Here is a 19863-nt window from a genome sequence, read left to right as displayed (position 1 = left end):
GTCTGAGTCATCTGTTACCGGCTACATTTAGCCTTAGCTTCGATTCTCGTCTGTGATGTAGGCAATACTGCTTCAACCTTTAAATCGGAATTCCCTTTTGCTTCACTGGCGGGTGAGCGGTGCATTGGTTAATGACTTTCACTGTCATTGGGCGCGAAGTGACTTCTTTATTGGAAGTTTGATACGGAATGCTCATCGTATCGGTGCTTTCGGCAGTTCCAATGCATCAACGCTTTAGCCTGAAGGCAACATTAAGGATCGATTTGTCTGATGTGTATCAGTTTACGTTCCATAACCAACTAGAGTTGGTAACATATTTTTTTGAACAAACTGAATTAAACGCAACAGTTTGTCATTTTGCCGATATAATAAGCCTTCGGCGTCGGCATAATTCTTTAGGACCTGTCCGAGCTGGTGATGAAAGCATCATTTTGATTGAGGTTTCAATCAGGGAAATTTCCCTTTAGATGTTCACTTACGGTGGTATCCGTGCGCTGACTATATCAAACCTTGCAGCATCTGCCTATGGGCTAAGCTTAGATTTCTTGTGAAAAAACTAAGCTAATCGGTCATTTATTAATCAAATTTCGTAAAATTTCAGGTTTAAATATTAGTATGAATTCTACACAGCAATGGCAAAGTGTCACTTGGTTTGAGGTGGATGAGCATCAAGCAGGACAACGAATCGATAATTTCCTGTTTTCACGTTTGAAGGGTGTACCAAAGAGTCGAATTTATCGTTTGATTCGTGAAGGTCAGGTTCGCGTGAATAAAAAACGTATTAAAGCCGAGACCAAACTTGCAATTGGGGACCAGATTCGCGTTGCGCCTATTCGCTATGAACAAAAAGATGAAACTGCTGTTCCTGTAAGCGACAGTGTAGCTCAAGGTTTATTAAGCCGTGTGGTTTACGAAGATGAAGGCCTATTAGTTGTAAATAAACCTTCAGGTATTGCCGTACATGGTGGTAGTGGCGTAGCGTATGGTTTGATTGAGGCACTACGCGCGGCAACAGGTAAAAAATATTTAGAACTGATTCACCGTATTGACCGTGACACTTCTGGTCTGGTCATGATTAGTAAAAAGCGTAGCACTTTAAAGTTGCTACAAGATATGTTGCGTGAACACAAAATTCGTAAGACCTATGCCGCTATTGTAAAAGGTCAGGTAAGTCTTGATAAACAACTCATTGATGCTCCTCTATTTCGCTATGAGTTAGCAAATGGCGAGCGTCGCGTACGTGTATCTAAAGAAGGTAAGCCAAGTAAAACCGAATGGGTGGTTGCAGAGCGCTTTAAAAATGCCACACTGGTTCATGCTTCGCCTTTATCAGGTCGTACCCATCAAATTCGTGTACATGGTTTAAGTATTGGACATCCTTTGCTGGGTGACGATAAATATGGTCACAACACTGCTTATGCGGGGCCTGAAGCACGCCGTTTGTGTTTGCATGCCATGCGTTTAGATATTCCGGGTTATCCAACGATTGAAGCACCGTTACCAGAAGACATGACCCAGTTATTAGAGGCTTTGAGAGTAGCAAAATGAGTCTGAAAACCGAATTAGTGATTTTTGACTGGGATGGTACTTTATATAATTCTGTTGGTCAGATTGTGGCAAGTTTACAGCATGCGGCCGAGCAGCATGAGTTAACGCTAACGGATGAAGCCGCAAAAAGTATTATCGGTTTAGGTTTACCGGAAGTGATGCAAACTTTATTTCCGGAAACACCAGAGCTACATGAATCGATTTTAAAAGCATATGGCGATCACTATATTGCCAACTCGACAAATGATGCATGGTTCGAAGGTATTTCTGAGTTACTTCATGACTTAAAAGCTCAAGGTTTAAAACTTGCGGTAGCAACAGGTAAAAACCGCCGTGGATTAGACCGTGTGATTGCAAAAACACAAAGTACTCATCTGTTTGATGTTACTCGAGCAGCCAATGAAACCCGTTCAAAACCAGACCCGCTTATGTTACAAGAAATCTTGAATGTAACAGGGGTAAGCGTCGAGCGTGCCATAATGATTGGTGATAGTAGCTATGATCTTGAGATGGCACAGCGTTTAGGTATGCCACGTATTGGTGTTGGCTATGGTGTGCATTCGATCGAAGTTCTACAACAGTTCCAGCCTTTAACGATTGCTAAAGATGTACCTGAACTGCACAACTTTTTAAGAGAGTATGCAAAGCTCTCTAATGCAGATGTAGCGTAATTTAGAATGATATAAGAAGGGGGAATTTATTCCCTCTTATTGTATGTCCAATAACAATAAGACGAGAAAAATGAGCCGTTCTATTCGTTTATTAAATCTTTTACAGCAACTTCGTGAATCCCGTTATCCAGTGACTGCACAAGTCTTGGCTGAGCGTATGGGAATTAGTGTTCGTAGTATTTACCGCGATATTGATAGTCTACGAGCCCAAGGTGTGAGAATCGATGCATCAGCGGGTTTAGGATTTCAGCTTAAAGAAGACATAGTATTGCCACCAATGACGCTCAATGAAAATGAAGTTGAAGCTATTTTTCTGGCGTTGTATTGGTTGAAGAGTGTACCCGATCAATCTTTACAATCGGCTTCTACATCAATCTTAGCTAAATTAAATTCTGTGCTGCCTGAACATCGCCAATATTTATTACAGCAAACAACCTTAAGAGCGTTTAACACATGGCTGCCTGTAGATAAAAATCAGGTTGAACAAGTACGTTTAGCCATTCGGCAGCAAGTCAAAATTACAATGCATTATCATGATGAACAACAACGAAGTAGTGTTCGAACCTTGTGGCCATTTGCCTTGGGATACTTTAATGACAAAATTGTGTTGGCCGCATGGTGTGAACTAAGGCAGGACTTTCGACATTTTAGAATGGATCGTATTCAACACTTAAGTTTAACCCAAGAATTATATCCATCATTTAAGCAGCAACTCTTCCAGCAGTGGTGGGTACAAGAATCGCAGACTACTGACAAAAACTGACAAAAGATATTTGTAGACTAGAACCACGATAAACAAGGAGCCATAAAAATGAGCCTTAAACTTTATACTAACAAAGAATCGCGTGGTGTAGTGATCGACTGGCTTTTAGTCGAGCTTGGTGTTGAATGTGAACGTATTGAAGTTGCATACCGAACCGAGATGAAGTCACCAGAATATTTAAAAATTAATCCTTTTGGAAAAGTACCTGTATTGGTAGATGGCGATGTTGTTATTTATGAGTTAGGGGCAATTTGCGCATATCTTGCGGACAAGTTTAGTGACAAAGGCTTGGCACCAGCCTTGAATGATCCGAAGCGTGGTTTGTACTATCGTTGGTTATTTATGATGGCTGGACCTTGGGAAGCTGCTGGCGTTGATAAAGCTCTAGGAATAAAAGTATCTCCTGAGCAAAAAATGTTTGTGAGTTATGGTGATTACAACGATGCTTACCAAGCTTTGATTCAAGGGCTGAGTGAGGCTAATCCATACTTATGTGGTGAACAGTTTACGGTAGCAGATGTCAGCGTGGGCGCGATGTTGTTATGGCAATTGAAAATGAACACGATTGAATCACACCCTACCATTACACGTTATGTTGAAACGATCAAACAACGTGAAGGGTTAAAACAAAGCAGTATGGGCGGATTATTGTAAACCTATGCTACTTCGAGCCACCTTTTAAGGTGGCTTTTTGTTTTTTAATCAAAAGCTTTAATTGCTAATAAAACCCGCAGCGACGTTAATACAAATTGCTAAAATAGTCGTGTTAAAGCCAAATGCCAAAACGAAATGAAATAAGTTTAGCAAACGCATATGCCTAGTGGTAACCGATACATCTGCTGTTTGTGCTGAAGTACCAATAATATAACTAAAATATAAGAAATCAGGATATGTTGGATTTTTGGTCCCTGGAAAATCTAATCCACCACTTTCTTCATTTCTGGATAAAGCCATGTAAAAGTCATGTGCATAGTGCAAGGCGAAAACGGTGTGCATAAAAAGCCATGCTGAAACAATGGTAAGTAAAGCTAAAGCAACATGTCCTAATTTTGCATAATGGTCAGAAGGAAGCTGAGACAGCTGTACTAATATAGCAACTAGACACATAGAAATTGCAAGTAAAACAATCAGCATAATGACCCATTTGCTTTCATCTTGTTTTTTAGCTTGCTGCTGCATTTGAGAGTGATCAGCATTTTTCATAAGTTTGAAAACATTCAATAAATATAAGCCAATCGACCCATTCCAGCTTACTAATAAAATAGTAGACCATTTCCATGAGGTGAACCAAGTCAATAGAATTCCGGCAATAACGCCAACGAATAAAGCAATAAAGAAGTGAGGTCGGTTTTTTACGCTACGCCCCAAATGCTTTAATATTCCCAACATTTACTCGACTCTCCTTATGCCGTAAAAACTATTTTTTTACTATTTGGTTAATTTAACATTAAGTTTTATATATTGTTTATACTTTTGATTGTCTTTTTAAATAATATTTTTGATAAGCTAAAATATAAAAAATTATCGCAATTTAAATAATGGATCAAAAGTATAAAATAAATCTTAAGCCCATTTATTTTATACTTTAATTTAGATTTTCTAACTAATTTATTATTGCCAAATAAAGTTAACTTTAATTTGTCGTATTTAATCGAGATTCTTATCAAGATGAAACACTTTATTGAGCTGGTCAATAAATCTTTTAACACCTACAGATTCTGTATTTTTACGATAACTGACAAATAAATCTAAAGAAGGTAAATCCACATCCAAAGGGCGAACTACTGTATTTGATACACCTAGAGGTGCAACATAGGCTGGTAAAATCGTACAACCTAGACCTGAACCAATAGAATTAATATTGAGTAAAATACTATCGGCCTTTTGTACGATATTCAGATCAATACCATGATTTTTAGTAAAATCTAAAATAGTATTGTGCAGCGTATTCGATTGTTCGGCGGCAGGAATAATAAAATCTATACCGTGTAAAGCTTTTACAGGAATGCGTTCATATTTAGCCAAAGGATGGTTTCTAGGTAATAAAAAAATTAATGGTTCTGTTAAAACAAATTGGCTTTGGATTTCATCGGTTTCGGTATTATCACGAGTGAAGGTGATGTCGAGTTCACCTCTTTTTAATGCTTTGAGTTGTTCTGTATTATTTAAGCTTGATAGTTCAATGGTCAGGTCAGGATGTTGTAATCGTAGATTTGGAAGTACGTACGGGAAAATTTTCATTTCTGCAATGGGGACAAAACCAATACGTAATAATTGTTGTTTGGCCTTTGAGACTTGACGTGCCATCGCTACAGCTTTATCTGCTTGAGCAAGTGTTAAACGGGCATGTTCTAAAAATACTTCACCTTCTTCAGTTAACTCGACTTTACGTTTTGTACGGTTTAAAAGTCGTACACCGACATCTTCTTCTAAATCTTTAATTTGTTGGCTAAGGGAGGGTTGAGCAGTATAGAGTTTTAGAGCGGCCTTACTAAAATTTAATTCTTCAGCAACAGTGATGAAATATCGAAGATGGCGTAATTCCATAAGACTAATCCAAAAAATGTCTTACTATGATTTAAGTAAAGTATAAAGCATAAAACTATATAGCGTGAAGATGCTTTAGATATTTATAAAATAAATGAAAATTTATAAATCATTATTAAATTAATATGAAATTTTTCTTAATTATTAATTTATAAAATATATTAATTGCCGATTATTAACTGTTTTTTTTAAATTTTCATAGGAAATTTTAATTTCTTTTTTAAAAATCACTTAAAGTTTTCTCATATTATGAAAAAATCTATTATTAATGCAGAGATTTAGGTGTTGATTTTTTTAGCGAAAAATTTTGGAAAGTATTTTTATAGTAAATGTATCACTCTTATATTGCTCTATTTTTTTAGTTTATCAAGCATCGATAAAAGTTGATAAAATTAAGCAATTTAAAAGATTTATTGAATAACTAAGATAAAAGTAGTTCATCCTTTAGCTATAGATTACTTATTATATACTATTGTTATGTTATACAATAGCTTTTAATAAGAACTGTAAGTAACGAATCACAAACTCAACACATCTAAACATTTTTTTGTGGCACTTTAGATTGGTGTATGTCGGCGGCGATAAAAATAAAGGGATATTTATATGATAAATAAGTGTAAGTGTCATAGCTTAATTTATTTAAATCGCTAAGATAGAAAATTGAATGAATCATCCTCCTGATGCTACAACCATAGAATAAGCCCATGAAAGACAAGCCGACATTAACTTATCAATTGCCGACTCAGTCCTGTTGGACGCATACATGGATAAAACCGCCTTTTTGTCATCCTGAATTGGGCCATGAAAACGACACCCGTTTTTATAATCAGCAGCCTAGATCGCCTGCACGAGGATCGAAAGAATTATTGCGTTGGTTAGTCACTCGTGAATCTTATACATGGAATGTTGATATTCAAGGTGAATACGAAACTCGTGTGAATACACCAATTGCCTTACCACAGAACCGTCCTCATGCGGATTTAGATGATTGGCAAGTATGGTTTGTAGGTCACGCTACTGTACTCATTCAAATTGGACCATATAACTTTATTACCGACCCGGTTTGGTGTGATTATGCGAGTCCGTTGCATGGGCGTGGACCACGCCGTGTATGCCCGGCCGGTTTTGCTTTGGAACAGTTGCCCACTATTCATGGAGTCTTACTGAGCCATAATCATTATGATCATATGGATTTGGCAACGCTTGAATGGTTGCACAAGAAATTTGCGATGCCGATTTATACAGGGCTTGGCAACGGGTTTTACTTGCCTAAAGATTTCCATGTCATTGAAATGGATTGGTGGCAAGAAATTCCTTATCATGAGTTAAGAATTGTCTATACACCTGCTCAGCACGGTTCGGGGCGGGGCTTACGTGATCAAAATAAAGCACTTTGGGGTGGTTTTTCGGTTTTAGCAAAAACAGGTCATTGTTTTTTCGCTGGTGACACTGGCTATGCAGCACACTTCAAACAGATACATGCACGTTATGGCGCACCACGTGTTGCTTTACTTCCAATTGGAGCTTATGAACCTCGTAAACTAATGAGCTACGTTCACATGAACCCTCAAGATGCAGTTCATGCACATTTGGATTTACAAGCGCATCGTTCTGTTGCGATTCACTATCGAACTTTTCAGTTAACAGATGAAGATCGGGAAGACCCTGAACATGCTTTAGCTCAAGCTATTAAAGCTTCATCAAAACTTGCTAATCCCTTTTATTGTATTCGAGAAGGGCATAAATTGACTGTCTAAAAGCCTATGGTTTTTATATTAAAAAAGCCAGTTCAAATTGAACTGGCTTTTTATTATTTCGACTTAAATTAAGCTAAGTCAAAACGGTCAAGATTCATGACTTTTGTCCATGCTGCAACAAAGTCTTTAACAAATTTTTCTTTACCGTCGGCTTGAGCATAAACCTCTGCCAATGCACGTAAGATTGAATTAGAACCAAAGACTAAATCATTGCGTGTTGCAGTAAATTTAACTGCACCTGTTTTACGATCTTTGCCTTCAAATACTTCACTTGTTGAATCAACAGGTGCCCATACATTCGACATGTCGAGTAAGTTTGTAAAGAAATCTGTGCTAAGTACACCGACTTGCTGAGTGAATACACCATGCTGTGAACCATCCCAATTGGTGCCCAGTACACGTAAACCACCAATTAATGCAGTTAACTCTGGTGCAGTCAAAGTCAGTTGCTGAGCTTTATCAATCAATAAGATTTCAGCTGGTGTGTTGACTCCCTGTTTTTTCCAGTTTCTAAAGCCATCAGCAGCGCCGAGTAGTAATTGGAAAGTTTCAATATCAGTTTGACTTTGTAATGCATCTACACGACCAGGAGCGAATGGTACGCTAACGTTGAAACCTGCCGCCTGAGCAGCTTGTTCTACACCGATGTTCCCTGCAAGCACAATTAAGTCAGCCAATGATAATTGAGTTGATGCTTTGAGTTCTTCAATTTTAGTTAAAGTCTCAACAGCTTTTTTATTGACTTCCCAACCACGTTGAGGAGCTAAAGCAATACGTGCACCGTTTGCTCCACCGCGTTTGTCTCCACCACGGAATGTTGATGCTGATGCCCAACCAAGAGAAACCAACTCACCGGCAGATAATCCTAATGCCACAATTTTTGCTTTTGCATCAGCAATACTTGCAGCAGATGGAATAGCGTTAGCAGCCGGTAATGGATCTTGCCAAATTAAATCTTCAGCAGGGACTTCAGGACCTAAATAACGTGCTTTTGGACCCATATCACGGTGAGTTAATTTGAACCAGGCACGAGCAAAAGCATTTGCGAAAGCTTGAGGGTCGTTATGGAAGCGACGAGAGATCTTTTCAAATTCAGGGTCAAAACGTAAAGTCAAATCTGTAGTCAACATTGTTGGCTTACGTTTAATTGACGGGTCGAAAGGATCAGGAATAATTGCCTCAGCATCTGCTGCTACCCATTGGATTGCACCAGCAGGTGAACGTTCTTGTACCCACTCGTATTTGAATAGGTTTTCAAAGAAGTAATTGCTCCATTGTGTTGGTGTCTGTGACCAAATCACTTCTAAACCTGACGTGATCGCATCTTTACCCACACCTGTGCCATAGCTATTTGCCCAGCCAAAGCCCATTTGCTCAATTGGAGCGCCTTCTGGATCGGCATGAACATGGTCAGCAGAGGCTGCACCGTGAGTTTTACCTAACGTATGACCGCCTGCAATCAAAGCAACAATTTCTTCATCGTCCATTGCCATGTTGCCGAAAGTCGCGCGAATAAAAGGCGCAGCTGATCTTGGGTCACCGCTAGCTTCTGGGCCTTCAGGGTTTACATAAATTAGTCCCATCTCGGTTGCCGCAAGATTACTGCCAGCTAAAGCTTCAGAGTTACGGTGAGCTAACCATTCTTTTTCATCGCCCCAGTTTACATCGTTGTCTGGTTCCCAAACATCTTCACGGCCTGCACCAAAACCAAAGGTACGGAAGCCAGAAGACTCAAGTGCAATATTCCCGGCAAGAATAAATAAGTCAGCCCATGATATTTTTTGACCGTATTTTTGTTTAACAGGCCATAGTAAACGGCGTGCTTTATCTAAACTTGCGTTGTCAGGCCAGCTATTTAAAGGCGCAAAACGTTGTTGACCACGACCCGCACCACCACGGCCATCACCCATACGGTAGGTGCCGGCAGCATGCCATGCTAAACGAATAAATAAGCCTGTGTAATTTCCCCAATCGGCTGGCCACCAATCTTGGGAATCGGTTAAGACATTTTTGATATCCGCTTTAAGTGCGTAGTAGTCAATTTTTTTAAATTCTTCACGGTAATTAAAATCTTTACCAAGTGGATTAGAGCGTTCTGAATGTTGATTGAGTAAGTCGACGCGTAATTGATTTGGCCACCAGTGCAAATTAGTCGTGCCACCACCGACTGTTACTTGCGGTTTTGAGTTATGACCTGAAAAAGGACATTTTGATTCGTTTGACATGATTATATTCTCTCTGGGTAATATTTATTTGAGCTCTTAATGGAACCGAAAGCTCATTTTCCTGGACTTCTGGGTTAAAAAAATGATGCTTATCGAATAAAGAAATGAGGAAACAAGTGGTGAGATAAACCGTTTTAAAAATTTTTCACTGTTATGTCAGCTCATCATTTTTATTCAACAATACATGAGTTTCCTTTGTTTATTATTCCTTCAATTTACTGCATGAAGGCTAAAAAACAAGAGGGAAAATGGTTCGACTTTTGCAAATAATGATGCATGGCATGAGCTCCTTAATCATTGAAACATCGCAATATCTTTCAATTTCGTTCTTTAAATATACTAAAATTTGATTGTTTATTTTTCAAATGGATTAAATTGTCTATATTAATAGGTAAAATCGATTTTAAGGGTTAAGCAAAATTGTTGAGTACGGTAAATGGGGATTTGAAAAAAGAAAAAACTAAAACTAGTTCAATTAAAAAGGAGAGTTAAAACTCTCCTTTTTTAAATATTTATACGGTGACAAGGCGGTTAGATTTAACCATATCCGCCAAACCATGCGTTTTAAAGTAATACTCAAGCCAGCTTTTTACAATAAGCGGGTTATTCATTTTCATGACATCATCAAGTAACTTTTGCGCATCTGTCATTGGTACATGGCAAATTGCTTTACGCACACGCAAGATATTGCTTGAACTCATAGAAAGAGTATTAAAGCCCATTGCCATTAGTAAGATTGCTGATAATGGGTCACCCGCCATCTCACCACAAATACTTACCGGTTTTTGGTATTTGTGACATTCCTTCACCAGTCGAGTCAACGCACGCAAAATAGATGGATGGAAGTGTGAATATACGCTAGCCACATGCGGATTATTACGGTCTACCGCAAGTAAGTATTGAGTTAAGTCATTTGAACCAACCGAGAAGAAATCGACAAGTTCAGCAAACTCATCAATTTGTAGCAGTACACTTGGTACCTCTACCATAATCCCGATTTTTGGTTTAGTAATTTTAACTTGCTCTTCTTCTTGCACGGCTATCCAGTCTCGCTCAAGTAAATAAAGTACTTCTTCGACTTCACTTACTGTTGTCACCATTGGCAATAGAATATGCAAGTTATTTAAACCAATACTGGCTTTGAGCATTGCCCGGATTTGTGCTGAGAAAATCTCCGGATGATCGAGTGTAAAACGAATACCGCGCCATCCTAATGCCGAGTTTTCTTCTTCGATACTGAAGTACGGTAAATCTTTATCGGCACCAATATCGAGGGTTCGCATTACCACTGGTTTATTGGCAAAGTGACTCAACTGTTGGCGGTAGATTGCACGTTGTTCTTCTTCACCCGGGAAACGTTCCCGTAACATGAATGGAATTTCACTTCGGTATAGACCTACACCTTGCGCGCCGCGTTGTACGCCGCGAACAACATCAATCATGAGACCCGTGTTTACAAAAAGCTGAACAGAAACCCCATCAGGAGTAATCGCTTCTTTGGTCTCGTATTGTTTGAGATCTTTTGCGATTTGCTCGTCTTCTTTTTGAATTTCTTTATAGCGTTGGCGTAAACGACGTGGAGGGTTCACAAAAACACGACCCTGATAGGCATCCACAATCATTTCCGCGTCATCAAGCGTATTTACAGGCAGTTCGGTTACACCAACTACAGTTGGAATACCTAATGCGCGTGCCACAATCACCATATGTGAATTAGCTGCACCTTCTGAGGTTACAATAGCAGCGATATTATCGACCGGTAACTCGACGAGCGCAGCAGTACTAATTTCTTCACCAATTAAAATACTGTCTGGACTGAGTTCACGGTGGCTAGAATCTTCTTCTTGTAAACACGCTAAAATACGTCGGCCTAAATCTTTAAGATCGGAAACGCGTTCGCGAAGATAGTCATCTTCCATTTGCGCAAATAGGGCAGTGTGCTTTTCAATTACACGACGTACAGCACCTTGTGCCCAATGACCATCACGAATCAGATCTTTAATTTCTGCGGGTAATGCATTTTCATCTAGCATTCTTAAGAAAACACTAAATAAAGCGCGTTCTTCTGCCATGAGTGAATCATGCATTTTTTCGTCTAAAGAACGAATCTCTGAACGAACTGATGAGATCGCTTGATCTAAAAGGCGAAGTTCATGGCTAATATCTTCTGCTTCACGGTCAGGGACAGCACCCAAATCGGCAGGTGGATATAAAATGATAGCGCGGCCTAAAGCAACACCGCCTGCACCTGAAGCGCCTTGGAAGGTTTTATAGGCAGGCCCATTGCTTGGCTTACGAAATACATCAATATTTCCAACCGCGTGAGCATGTGCAATTACCCCGGAAAGCTGTGCACATAGCGTAACTAAAAAGGACTCGGCTGCTTCGCTAAAATCTTGAGGAAGTCTATTTTGGACGACTAAAACACCCATAACCTTACGACGGTACATGACAGGTACGCCGAGGAATGAGTTATAAATTTCTTCGCCCGTTTCGGGTAAGTACAAGAAGCGCTCATGCTTTGGGGCATTATCAAGGTTAACGATTTCCTCACGTTGCCCAACCAGACCGACCAAGCCTTCACCTAACTGCAATGAGACATGTCCAACAGATTCTGGATTTAAGCCTTTTGAGGCCATCAAGACATAACGCTGATTGCGTTCATCGAGTAAATAAATAGAGCAAACATCCACTTTCATGGCCTCAGCAACCTGATTGACCATAATGTCTAACGATTCATGCAAACTCACGGACGCATTAATCTCTTGGACAATGCGTCTTAGAGTGTCGAGTTGCATGTTTGACATGGATGTATACTCCAGTATTTTTTAGACTATGAATGTATTTATAACAGCACTTTTAATAAAAATCATTTGCTAGATAAATGATTTTTAGGGTAATTGTTGCATAGGCAACTGTGTACACAACTCCACCATGGCTTTGCGGTAAACATCACGCTTAAAGTTCACCACTTGACCAAGAGGATACCAATAGCTAACCCACTGCCATTCATCGAATTCGGGCGGGTCAGAGAGGTTCAACTGAATATTTTTTGCAGGCGCAGTTAACTTCAGTAAAAACCATTTTTGTTTCTGTCCGATACATACGGGGTCAGAGTCTGACCGAATGTACCGATGTGGCAAACGATAACGCAGCCATCCCTTGGTTTGCGCAATAATCTGGACATGTTCGGGCAATAAGCCGATTTCTTCTCTCAGTTCTCGAAAAAGTGCCTGTTCAGGGGTTTCTCCAAACTGGATGCCTCCTTGTGGAAATTGCCAAGCATTGTGACCAATGCGCTTTGCCCATAAAACCTGTCCATCATCGTTTGCCAAAATGATCCCGACATTCGGTCGGAAACCTTCTGAGTCGATCATTTGGCTACCTAAATATTTGTCTATATCGTTGACTTTGACCACGGGGACCAACAACTTTTTATGTCCAGCTCGAAAAGATCAAAGTAAAATGTTTAAATTGTTACGATCTTAACGAATTTCTATCGACTAGCGGAGATAGATTTACATTTTTTTTCTTAAATTTCAGTTTAAACGAGAATTTTCATGAAACTGGCGTTGTTTGATTTAGACCATACCTTGTTAAATACCGATTCAGACCATTATTGGGGTGAATTTTTAGTCAATGAAGGTTTGGTTGATCCGGTTCATCATCGTCAGATGAATGATAAATTTTATGAAGATTACAAAGCAGGGCAACTTGACCCCTATGCTTATAATGAATTTGTTTTTGGCTTTTTAACTAAGCATGACAATAACTATTTAACTGAGCTTCATCAGTTGTTTATGGAAAAAGTAATTCGCCCTCAAATGCGTCCTAAAGGTTTTGAGGCGATTAAGAAACATCAAGATTTAGGCCATACCATTGTGGGTATTACGGCAACGAGTGATTTTATTACGGCGCCGATTTTCCGTGAATTTGGCATTACTGAAATTTTAGCAACCAATGCCGAAGTTGTTGATGGCAAATATACAGGTAAAGTTGCAGGCTTAGCATGTTATCAAAAAGGTAAGCTTGCGCGTCTTGACGATTGGTTGGCTGGACGCAGTGTGTCTGAGTCTTGGGCTTATTCAGATTCAATCAATGACCGTTTTTTACTTGAATATGCAACACATGCAATTGCTGTAAATCCTGATGATCGTCTAGAAAAGTTAGCTCAAGAGCATAACTGGGAAATTCAGGACTGGTCGATTTAAGATTGTAGAGTTGGAAGACCCATACGGTATTTAAGGTTTTCCAACTCTTAATTCATTAGGTTTAAATCGTTCTTTTTATATCCCATGAAAATCCTAATCCAAAAATAAATATTGATAAGTTCAATAAAAATAAATTTAAAAAAAGAGGTAATAATGTCAAAAACACCACAGATTAAATTACCAGAACAACTTTGGAATAATCAAAGCATTGATTTAACACGTCATAGCTATCAAGGAAAATTACTGAGTAAAAGAGAGGGTTTTAAATTAGGTAAGACTCAACGGAAAAAAGTACCGCTTGAACAACTTTCAAAACTTTCTGAACGGCCAGAAGGAACAACTGCTTTAACGATCTATGATTGGAGTAACCAAGGACGTTTAGAAAAACTCAAACCGATTCGTGCAAAACGGATGAGCGTTTCACCATTTACATTTTATCGTGGTATGCCTTCTTTGATGCTATTTGACCAAGTGTGGGAGCCACTAAATTCAGGTTTATTTCAACAGATTTGTGGTGATTGTCATTTAAGTAACTTTGGTGGTTTTGCAAGTCCAGAACGTAACCTGTTATTTGGAATTAATGATTTTGATGAAACTTTAGTTGCCCCGTTTGAATGGGATGTAAAGCGTTTAGCAACCAGTTTTGTGATTGCAGCACGTGATATTAATCTTGCAGATAAAGTGGGTTTAAAAGCAGTTAAAATAATGCTGAATAGTTATCGTCAGCACTTATTAGAAAATGCCAAACTTTCGCCTCTACAAGTTTGGTATGAAAAAATTGATGCCGTTACCTTATTAGAAAATACTGAATGCCGAAAACTAAGAAAAAAAAGTGAAAAGGATCTTGATTCTGCGCAGAAAAAAACGGTGTACTCTGTATTGCCGAAACTTACACAGCAAGACCAAGATACAGGCTTGCGTCATTTTGTAGATGATGCGCCGTTATTATGGCACCCAAATGCAGATGAACCATTTAGTAAAGATGTTGACGTATTCTTTAAACAATACCGTGACTCTTTGAAATATGATCGCCAAGTCCTTTTTGATCGTTATCAATGTACAGATGTGGCTTTTAAAGTGGTTGGTATCGGAAGTGTTGGTACACGATCAGCCATAGCATTATTTCAGGATGCAGATCGGGAACCATTAATTTTACAAATGAAAGAAGCGAATCCATCAATTCTTAGTCCGTTATTTGTAGAACAAGTAAATCACGAAGGTGAACGTGTAATACATGGCCAGCAACTGATGCAGGCCGCAAGTGATATATTTCTTGGATTTTCCTCAATATCAACTCAACATTTTCATGTACGTCAGTTACGTGATATGAAAATCTCTTTTAATCTTAAGGATATGGATGAAGAGTATTTCTATAAGTATGCTGAAGATTGTGGCTTGGCTTTAGCGCATGCCCATGCAAAATCGGGAAATGCAGATGTACTTATAGGATATCTTGGAGAGGGTGATATGATTGTAGACGTATTACAAACCTATGCAGAAGAATATGCAGAGCGTAATCTAAACGACTATCAGCAATTTATGAATGAAATTGTTGATAGTAAGATTCAGCTCGCCGGAGATGACGCGCTTTAATAAATTATTTAACTTTCTCTGTGGCATGCCAAATATTTGGGTCAGGGTTCTGTTGATGCCAAAGCTTGAATTGCGCCCGCCATTGCTGAAAGGGCTCCGATAACGTAGGGCGTGGATCATCACTTAAGCTATAAGCCATGCCTTCTACCAGCCATTTAGGTTTAGTCAGCATTGCTATATTTCCCCATTCTTCGGCTTGTCGATGATGAATAAGTTCATGGGTGATGTAGAAATCTTTCCAGCCTCGTGGTGCAACCAATAACCCCAAATTACCAACCGCTTTAGCGGCTGCTTTTTCCATACCAAAGGTATTGGCACATTGTGGAGTGGAGCAAAAAACCATAGTGGGCTGTTGATGAAAAGCACCTAATTTATCTTGGGTTTCTTGTAATGCCTGATTATAAAGTGTGTTCGCAAGAGGTTGTGTCTTTGGATCATCTACACAGACTTGACCATCACAATGTAACAATGAAAGGTGATGGGCGAAAATAACACGTATCGGTTTAAACCAAATAAATGTAACTAGAACTAAGATAGCTAAAGTTATAAATATATATAAACCGACTTTAATTATATTTGAATATGGATTCTTCACGATCATGAATCTTAAGCGAAAAGTATAAGGATAGTAGAGTAAAGGGTATATATTTACAGTATTATTTCCAATCAATATATAACTTTATTAATTAAAATAGCATGACTAAAAATAAGCGCACTAAAAGTAAAGGTAGCAATGGTTTCTTTCAAGAATTTATAGATCAGCTCATTACCGCTATTTTTGGTGAGTTACTTATTTATATCATTGCTTTACTGTTTATGAGTGCACTTGGCGGAATTATTTTCGCTGCCATATGTTTCAGTTGGGGCGTTCTATTTTTACTACTACCTTTCGCGGCTTTGATTTATATCCTTGTTAAAAAATATAGCCATTAATACCGTTATTCTTGCATCATTTTAATCAACTCTTGCATGGCTCTAGATTGCGTACGTGCAGGGTGCCATACCATACCTAGCTGACGGTTCATCTCGACATTTAAATCGAGCTGCTGCATATCTTGATTCAATAAAGTTTTTGGTAAAACTGACCAACCTAAACCAATAGAGACCAACATACGAATTGACTCTAGAGGGTTATTACTCATAGTAATTTTCGGTTTAAGCCCCTGTTTTTCAAACTCGGCCAAAGTAATTTGGGCTGTATAAGTCTGTGCGGCAGGCAGCAAACTTGGATATTCAATTAAATCTTGTAAGGTTAAATTCTTTTTTTGAGCCAATGGATGAAATGGAGCAGCTACAAAAACTAAAGGATCATTCCAGATGGTAATGTAGTTAAGACGTTCATCACCTGAAGGAGGAAGCGTTAAAAATGCCAGCTCTAAATCACCAGCAAGGACCTGTTCGTGGGCTTGTTCTGAGTCAACAAAATGTACGTCTAAAGTGACTTGTGGAAACTGCTGAACAAAGTGTTTAAGTGGAGCAGGTAAGTGGTGCAAACCGATGTGATGACTCGTGCCAATTTTTAAACGGCCTTGTATTTGTGTTTGTTCATGACTTAGCGTGTGGTGAATATCTTTAAGTTCATTTAACCAGCTTTTGACTTTTGGTAATAATGAATGCGCAGCATGAGTGGCTTGAACCCCACGTCCTGCCGACTCAAATAGCTTTACGCCGAAATATTCTTCGAGACTATGAATACGTTTGGTAACAGCAGGTTGGGTAATAAAGAGTTGATCTGCAGCCACAGAGATAGACCCTGTTTCCATAACTTTTACAAAAGCTTCAAAGGCTGCAAGATTCATAATACAACTCTACTTGGGATAGAAAAATCGAGAGAGGCTAAAGTCGCCAAGCCAAAATCGTATCATGCTTGCAGCCAAACGTTCTATAAACTTGTGATTTGGCGTATTAATCTTAACCTAAGCAGTTGTCTCTTTTTCGTTTAAAGCTGAAATACGACGGTCTTTTGCTGCCCATACTTTTTCATGAAAGAAAAATGCAAATGCTTGTACGGTCGGTTCTAACATACTTAATGTTAAAGCCATCCAAATGTTACCTGTTACAAAGTATGCGACTAGCATTGCTACCGTAATATGCATAATGTAGTAACTTAAGGTTTTCTTTAATGTACGTTGGTTATTTACAACGAATTTTTGAATATTAGCCATCATCGTTCTCTCTACCTATATTTGATATTTTTAGTATAGAGATAAGAATATAAGATTAAAAATTGATTATGCAAATGATAATCATTAACAAATCCGATTTAAATATTTTTGAGCGATATTAAGATATGCAGGAATGATTCCTAAAAGTTTTCTAATTTATAAAAATGATAAATTAGATTTATGTGAAACTCTGGCTATAATCGAAGAAAGATTAGAATTACCCAGTCCAATGGAGCAAGACGACATGGCAGGCAAAACTTTATATGACAAATTGTGGGATGACCACGTAGTTACAGAGCGTGATGATGGTTCGTGCTTACTTTATATCGACCGTCATTTATTGCATGAAGTAACAAGTCCACAAGCATTTGAAGGTTTGCAACTTGCGGGTCGTCAACCGTGGCGTTTAAGCGCAAACGTAGCTACACCAGACCACAACGTTCCAACGTCTAAAAAAGAGCGTGATCAGGGCATTGCAGGTATTGAAGATGATACATCGCGTATTCAGGTTCAAACCTTAGATGATAACTGTAAGGCATTTAATATCGTTGAATTTGGTATTAATGACATTCGCCAAGGTATTGTACATGTTGTTGGTCCTGAACAAGGCTTAACTTTACCGGGTATGACGGTGGTATGCGGTGACTCGCATACAGCAACTCACGGTGCCTTTGGTTGTTTGGCACATGGTATCGGGACATCTGAAGTTGAACACGTTTTAGCGACACAATGTTTGATTCAGAAAAAATCAAAAAATATGTTGGTTCGTGTTGATGGCGTTTTAGGTAAGGGCGTAACACCAAAAGATGTGGTGTTGGCGATTATCGGTAAAATCGGTACCGCAGGCGGTACGGGTTACGCAATTGAGTTCGGTGGTCAAGTTTTCCGTGATATGTCGATTGAAGGACGTATGACGGTATGTAACATGGCGATTGAAGCGGGTGCACGTGTTGGTATGGTTGCAGTTGATGACAAAACCATTGAATACGTAAAAGGCCGTAGCTACGCACCAAAAGGTGAGCAGTGGGAACAAGCGGTTGCTTATTGGAACACTTTACATTCAGACGATGATGCTGTTTTTGATGCAGTTGTTGAGTTAAATGGCGCAGAGATTGAACCACAGGTATCTTGGGGAACTTCACCTGAGATGGTAATTCCAGTATCTAAAGCTGTACCAACTTTAGAACAAGCGAAAGATGACGTACAACGTAGTGACTGGACACGTGCGTATCAATATATGGGGTTAAACGCAGGTCAGGCATTGGCTGAGATTCAACTTGACCGTGTATTTATTGGTTCTTGCACTAACTCACGTATTGAAGATATCCGTGCTGCTGCTGAGGTGGTTAAAGGCCGTAAAGTGGCTTCTAGCATTAAGCAAGCGATGATTGTTCCGGGTTCTGGTTTAGTGAAACAGCAGGCAGAAAAAGAAGGTTTGGATAAAATTTTCTTGGAAGCTGGTTTCGAGTGGCGTGAACCGGGTTGTTCAATGTGTTTAGCCATGAATGCAGACAAGTTACAACCGGGCGAACACTGTGCATCGACATCAAACCGTAACTTTGAAGGTCGTCAGGGTAATGGTGGTCGTACTCACTTGGTAAGTCCGGCAATGGCAGCTGCTGCTGCGATTGCAGGTCATTTTGTTGACGTTCGTTCATTTTAATTCGGTCTGGAGCAAACCATGAAAGCTTATACAGTTGAACAAGGTATCGTTGCACCATTAGATCGTGCCAATGTCGATACAGATTTAATTATTCCAAAACAGTTTTTAAAATCGATTAAACGTACTGGTTTTGGCGACAACTTATTTGATGAACTTCGTTATTTAGATGAAGGTTACCCAGGTCAAGATAACTCGGTACGTCCAAAAAATCCGGACTTTGTTTTGAATCAACCACGTTATCAGGGAGCAACAGTTTTAATTGCTCGTACGAACTTTGGTTGTGGTTCAAGTCGTGAGCATGCACCTTGGGCATTAAACGAATATGGTTTCCGTACCGTTATTGCACCAAGCTTTGCTGATATTTTCTTTAATAACTGTTTTAAAAACGGCATGTTACCAGTTATTTTATCTGAGAATATTGTTGATCAATTATTCAAAGAATGTGCTGCGAATGAAGGATATCAATTAACAATTGATTTGGCTGCGCAAGAAGTTCGTACACCAACAGGTGAAGCATTTAAATTCGAAGTGGATCCATTTCGTAAGCATTGCTTGTTAAATGGCTTGGATGATATTGGCTTAACTCTTCAAAATGCGGACGCAATTCGCGCTTATGAAGAAAAAACCAAACAGGTTCGTCCTTGGGTATTCCAAGAGATAAATTAACCTTTTGGTACATTTTAAACATAGTCATGGCGTCGTGTTCAAACTCTTGCTAAC

General features: G+C 39.0%; 18 protein-coding genes. 10 read left to right on the top strand and 8 right to left on the bottom strand.

Going from position 1 to position 19863, the window contains the following annotated elements:
• Positions 1–615: 615 nt before the first annotated feature.
• From MKL35_RS10465 to MKL35_RS10450, 4 genes are all read left to right on the top strand, one after another.
• Entirely contained in the window at positions 616–1548 is a 933-nt protein-coding gene (locus MKL35_RS10465) for an RluA family pseudouridine synthase (protein ID WP_001089411.1), read from the top strand.
• Entirely contained in the window at positions 1545–2219 is a 675-nt protein-coding gene (locus MKL35_RS10460; RefSeq protein WP_004710739.1) for an HAD-IA family hydrolase, read from the top strand. The genes MKL35_RS10465 and MKL35_RS10460 overlap by 4 nt, the downstream gene beginning before the upstream one ends.
• A 70-nt stretch (positions 2220–2289) precedes the next feature.
• Positions 2290–2982, top strand: a complete 693-nt coding sequence (locus tag MKL35_RS10455; protein WP_032009899.1) for a helix-turn-helix transcriptional regulator — start codon at positions 2290–2292, stop codon at positions 2980–2982.
• Between the two features lie 48 nt (positions 2983–3030).
• Positions 3031–3636: a glutathione S-transferase family protein gene (locus tag MKL35_RS10450; protein WP_032009897.1), complete on the top strand. Its 606-nt coding sequence runs from the start codon at positions 3031–3033 to the stop codon at positions 3634–3636.
• A gap of 57 nt (positions 3637–3693) precedes the next feature.
• Here MKL35_RS10450 and MKL35_RS10445 read toward each other — a convergent pair whose 3' ends face one another.
• Both MKL35_RS10445 and hcaR read right to left on the bottom strand, forming a co-directional pair.
• Positions 3694–4371, bottom strand: a complete 678-nt coding sequence (locus MKL35_RS10445; protein ID WP_032009895.1) for a DUF1345 domain-containing protein — start codon at positions 4369–4371, stop codon at positions 3694–3696.
• A 258-nt stretch (positions 4372–4629) separates the two neighbouring features.
• Entirely contained in the window at positions 4630–5529 is a 900-nt protein-coding gene (gene hcaR, locus MKL35_RS10440; protein WP_032009893.1) for a DNA-binding transcriptional regulator HcaR, read from the bottom strand.
• A 704-nt stretch (positions 5530–6233) separates the two neighbouring features.
• Between hcaR and MKL35_RS10435 the strand changes: the two genes are divergently transcribed.
• Positions 6234–7286 (top strand): MBL fold metallo-hydrolase, encoded by a 1053-nt coding sequence (locus MKL35_RS10435; RefSeq protein WP_004710732.1) that lies wholly within the window; start codon positions 6234–6236, stop codon positions 7284–7286.
• 68 nt (positions 7287–7354) lie between these two features.
• Here MKL35_RS10435 and katG read toward each other — a convergent pair whose 3' ends face one another.
• The 3 genes from katG to MKL35_RS10420 all read right to left on the bottom strand — a co-directional run bounded on the left by katG (position 7355) and on the right by MKL35_RS10420 (position 12888).
• On the bottom strand, positions 7355–9511 hold the full coding sequence (gene katG, locus MKL35_RS10430) for a catalase/peroxidase HPI (RefSeq protein WP_002053304.1): 2157 nt from the start codon (positions 9509–9511) through the stop codon (positions 7355–7357).
• A gap of 512 nt (positions 9512–10023) precedes the next feature.
• Positions 10024–12318 carry a phosphoenolpyruvate--protein phosphotransferase gene (gene ptsP / locus MKL35_RS10425; protein ID WP_004710729.1) on the bottom strand — a complete coding sequence of 765 codons (2295 nt, stop codon included), beginning with the start codon at positions 12316–12318 and terminating at the stop codon, positions 10024–10026.
• A gap of 84 nt (positions 12319–12402) precedes the next feature.
• Positions 12403–12888 carry an RNA pyrophosphohydrolase gene (locus MKL35_RS10420; protein WP_000567255.1) on the bottom strand — a complete coding sequence of 162 codons (486 nt, stop codon included), beginning with the start codon at positions 12886–12888 and terminating at the stop codon, positions 12403–12405.
• Positions 12889–13071: 183 nt separating this feature from the next.
• Here MKL35_RS10420 and MKL35_RS10415 point away from each other — a divergent pair, with 183 nt between their 5' ends.
• Both MKL35_RS10415 and MKL35_RS10410 read left to right on the top strand, forming a co-directional pair.
• Positions 13072–13722, top strand: a complete 651-nt coding sequence (locus MKL35_RS10415) for an HAD family hydrolase (protein WP_270913565.1) — start codon at positions 13072–13074, stop codon at positions 13720–13722.
• Positions 13723–13875: 153 nt separating this feature from the next.
• The gene (locus tag MKL35_RS10410; protein ID WP_032009891.1) at positions 13876–15315 is read left to right on the top strand and encodes a DUF2252 domain-containing protein; all 1440 of its coding nucleotides are present in this window, start codon (positions 13876–13878) and stop codon (positions 15313–15315) included.
• 4 nt (positions 15316–15319) lie between these two features.
• Here the strand turns inward: MKL35_RS10410 and MKL35_RS10405 are convergent, their stop codons facing one another.
• The gene (locus tag MKL35_RS10405) at positions 15320–15916 is read right to left on the bottom strand and encodes a hypothetical protein (RefSeq protein WP_017393963.1); all 597 of its coding nucleotides are present in this window, start codon (positions 15914–15916) and stop codon (positions 15320–15322) included.
• A 95-nt stretch (positions 15917–16011) separates the two neighbouring features.
• Between MKL35_RS10405 and MKL35_RS10400 the strand changes: the two genes are divergently transcribed.
• The gene (locus MKL35_RS10400; protein ID WP_000164722.1) at positions 16012–16248 is read left to right on the top strand and encodes a hypothetical protein; all 237 of its coding nucleotides are present in this window, start codon (positions 16012–16014) and stop codon (positions 16246–16248) included.
• 5 nt (positions 16249–16253) lie between these two features.
• Here MKL35_RS10400 and MKL35_RS10395 read toward each other — a convergent pair whose 3' ends face one another.
• Positions 16254–17114 (bottom strand): LysR family transcriptional regulator, encoded by an 861-nt coding sequence (locus MKL35_RS10395; protein ID WP_004710713.1) that lies wholly within the window; start codon positions 17112–17114, stop codon positions 16254–16256.
• 117 nt (positions 17115–17231) lie between these two features.
• Positions 17232–17480 carry a DUF2061 domain-containing protein gene (locus MKL35_RS10390; RefSeq protein WP_031944325.1) on the bottom strand — a complete coding sequence of 83 codons (249 nt, stop codon included), beginning with the start codon at positions 17478–17480 and terminating at the stop codon, positions 17232–17234.
• A gap of 244 nt (positions 17481–17724) precedes the next feature.
• On the opposite strand from MKL35_RS10390, the gene leuC reads away from it, so the two are divergent.
• Together leuC and leuD are read left to right on the top strand one after the other, a co-directional pair.
• On the top strand, positions 17725–19143 hold the full coding sequence (leuC, locus tag MKL35_RS10385) for a 3-isopropylmalate dehydratase large subunit (protein ID WP_002053327.1): 1419 nt from the start codon (positions 17725–17727) through the stop codon (positions 19141–19143).
• 18 nt (positions 19144–19161) lie between these two features.
• A complete protein-coding gene (gene leuD, locus MKL35_RS10380; RefSeq protein ID WP_004883413.1) occupies positions 19162–19809 on the top strand; it encodes a 3-isopropylmalate dehydratase small subunit in 648 nt (215 codons plus the stop codon).
• Positions 19810–19863 lie beyond the last annotated feature (54 nt).

It is taken from the genome of Acinetobacter sp. AOR41_HL, from assembly GCF_027854645.1.
In the GTDB taxonomy this organism is placed as follows: domain Bacteria; phylum Pseudomonadota; class Gammaproteobacteria; order Pseudomonadales; family Moraxellaceae; genus Acinetobacter; species Acinetobacter nosocomialis.
Note: the sequence above shows the minus strand (reverse complement) of the source record. Positions and strands in the feature narration are given on the sequence as shown.